Genomic DNA, 2532 nt, shown 5'->3' with positions numbered 1-2532 from the left:
ATTGGAAGCGCCTCCCTCATCCTCTGCGTTGGGTAATTGCCGCAACCGTTGGTGGCACTCTCGTAGTTTTAGGGCTCACAGGATTAGTTCTACCTGTAATTCCAGGAATACCACTCCTGATTGCAGGATTCGCACTTCTTGCTACTGAGTTTGCTTGGGCTGAAGTTCTTCTCAATCGCACTAAACATCACGTCTCCAAAGCGGTCAATAAGGTTCGTAAAAAGCAGTAATTTTGAAACTTTCCGAATTCTGGTTGGGGCGAGATCAATTCTTTAAGGATCTCGTCGCTGGTGTAACCGTAGGAATTGTTGCGCTACCTCTAGCTATTGGATTTGGCATCACCTCTGGCATGTCTGCTCAGGCAGGTATCGCAACTGCAATTCTGGCTGGATTAATCGCAGCACTCTTTGGTGGTTCGCGTTTTCAAGTAAGCGGCCCTACTGGTGCGATGACGGTTGTCCTCATACCTGTGATTGCAAAGAATGGGATTGAATCGATTCCGGTTTTGGGCCTCATGGCAGGGTTAATCGTGATTGCGATGTCAGTTCTGCGCCTCGGTGGAATCATCAATCGAATTCCTTGGGCAGTTGTTGAGGGATTCACCTTATGAATTGCTGTTGTCATTGCCCTTCAACAGTTACCCATGGCACTAGGTGTAGTGAAAGGTGAAGGAGATCGCACTCTTCAGGTCGCAATTAACACAGTAAAAGGTGCAATTGATACCGGAGTTCACTCATCAACAATCGCAATCCTGCTTCTTACCTTGCTCGTTAAGTTCAATATCGTCAAAGTCATTGAACGGCTCAACTTAAAACCTTACGTACCAGCTAGCTTTGCAGCACTTGCTTTCACTACTGTGATCGTTGCTGTTCTCGACCTCGATGTTGCAAAAATCGGCGAGATACCAAGAAATGTTTTTACCTGGAAGGGATCAGGACTTCACTTCTCGTCAGCTCTGATTACACCGGCAATATTGATTGCGCTTCTTGCGGCGATTGAATCTCTCTTAGCAGCCCGCGTTGCTGACGGCATGACTCACGCAAAAGAGAAGTTCCACCCTAATAAAGAGTTATTTGGACAAGGGCTGGCCACGATGGTTGCTTCAATCTTCGGTGGACAGCCTGCCACAGGCGCAATTGCACGTACCAGCGTCAATATTCGATCTGGTGGCAAGACCAAGAGTGCAGCAATCATTCATGCGGTATTTCTCTTAATTGTTGTCCTACTGCTTTCGCCAGTCTTCGCTCTAATTCCCCTACCAGCAATTGCTGGTGTACTCATCGGAACATCAGTGCGCATACTCAATCCACATAACATCAAAGAGCAACTCAGATCTACTTGGCAGGAGATTACGACCTATGTTGCTACAGCGGTTGTCACGATTGCCGTTGATTTAATATGGGCAATCTTTGTAGGTATCGCCCTGCACTTCATCCTGCATTTTCTAACAATATGTAGTTCTAAAAAATGATTAGAATTAACGACCGACTCTAAAACCAAATGAGATTATCGCATTTGATAATCTAGAGCGTAGTGAGATGTGATGGCGTTTATCTTGATCAAACTCAGACATATCAGGCATATTCCACGGTGCTACCAAGTAAATATCTCTTATTGGGGTATCCGGTAGAAATCTCTCGGTCTTGTAAAACGGATTCCGCTCTATTGCGGAAATTAGCTCTTCACTTCCGCCAAGTAATGTAACTTCAAAATCTATCTCATTGAAGTAAATCCAACTCTTATCTGATGGCCATGCATAATTCGGTCTTTCTCGACCGTGCCATAGTGGATCGTTGTAGTTTAGATTAAGGCTGTCTAGCAATTTGCCGCGAAAGAGAATGTACTGTCGCTGCAAAGGAAATTCTAAATACCGAATTTCATGAGCACCTAATTGAACTATTGTCTCGTTTTCATCAAGTGTCGTAAATAATTCAGCCTGATTCTCTTCGAAATCAATTCCATAGCCATTCCAGAGTGCATAGAAGCAATCATCTGGCGTCGTAGTAAATGGCATTAAATTCTTGGTAAAGATTTCCCAATCGATGACTAAACCTTTATCTTCTTCGCAAAGGGCATTGTCATGCCGGATAGAAATATATGATTCAAACCCCTTTGGAATTTGGGAAGATAGTGGATTGAAAATCTCCCAGTCGTAGGGAGTGAGATTCTTGTAGATCCAATCGGCTGGTGAGAGATCGTGAACATATTTAAAAGTTGGTTTTGTCATTTCTGCTCCTTTTTTCCAAAGGATAGAGATGAAGTCCAACTACTCGCCGTGAATTGATTGGTCCACGAAACTACTTTAGGTTACTAAATCTCAACGCCGATGTACTTGGTCTGCAGGAATTCATGAATTCCGTCGAAGCCACCTTCGCGACCAAGACCTGATTGCTTGACGCCACCAAATGGCGCTGCAGGATCGGAAACCATTCCGCGGTTGATCGCAACCATTCCGGATTCCATAGCTTCTGCGAAGCGGATAGCGCGCTTGAGGTCTTCAGAATATACATAGCTAATCAAGCCATAATCAGT

At 44.5% G+C, this 2532-nt stretch carries 3 protein-coding genes and 1 pseudogene; 2 read left to right on the top strand and 2 right to left on the bottom strand.

Translation table 11 applies throughout. The features are described from left to right. Together ACKOVI_RS06140 and ACKOVI_RS06135 are read left to right on the top strand one after the other, a co-directional pair. Positions 1-230, top strand: a 230-nt coding sequence (locus tag ACKOVI_RS06140) for a PGPGW domain-containing protein (protein WP_509603207.1), incomplete at its 5' end; no start/stop codon positions are given. Between the two features lie 2 nt (positions 231-232). Next, positions 233-1471 (top strand): annotated as a pseudogene (locus ACKOVI_RS06135) (SulP family inorganic anion transporter). 6 nt (positions 1472-1477) lie between these two features. Here ACKOVI_RS06135 and ACKOVI_RS06130 read toward each other — a convergent pair. Both ACKOVI_RS06130 and ACKOVI_RS06125 read right to left on the bottom strand, forming a co-directional pair. After that, positions 1478-2227 carry a hypothetical protein gene (locus ACKOVI_RS06130; protein ID WP_509603206.1) on the bottom strand — a complete coding sequence of 250 codons (750 nt, stop codon included), beginning with the start codon at positions 2225-2227 and terminating at the stop codon, positions 1478-1480. An 83-nt stretch (positions 2228-2310) separates the two neighbouring features. Then, positions 2311-2532, bottom strand: a 222-nt coding sequence (locus ACKOVI_RS06125) for an aldehyde dehydrogenase family protein (RefSeq protein WP_509603205.1), incomplete at its 5' end; no start/stop codon positions are given.

Origin of the sequence: Candidatus Planktophila sp., from assembly GCF_046070465.1 — a bacterium.
Taxonomy (GTDB): Bacteria; Actinomycetota; Actinomycetes; order Nanopelagicales; family Nanopelagicaceae; genus Planktophila.
This window is presented reverse-complemented; position numbering and strand designations above follow the sequence as displayed.

Bases quoted from the DNA above. Each gene is read 5' to 3' on its own strand.
- ACKOVI_RS06130 (WP_509603206.1), bottom strand. From the start codon at position 2,227: ATGACAAAACCAACTTTTAAATATGTTCACGATCTCTCACCAGCCGAT.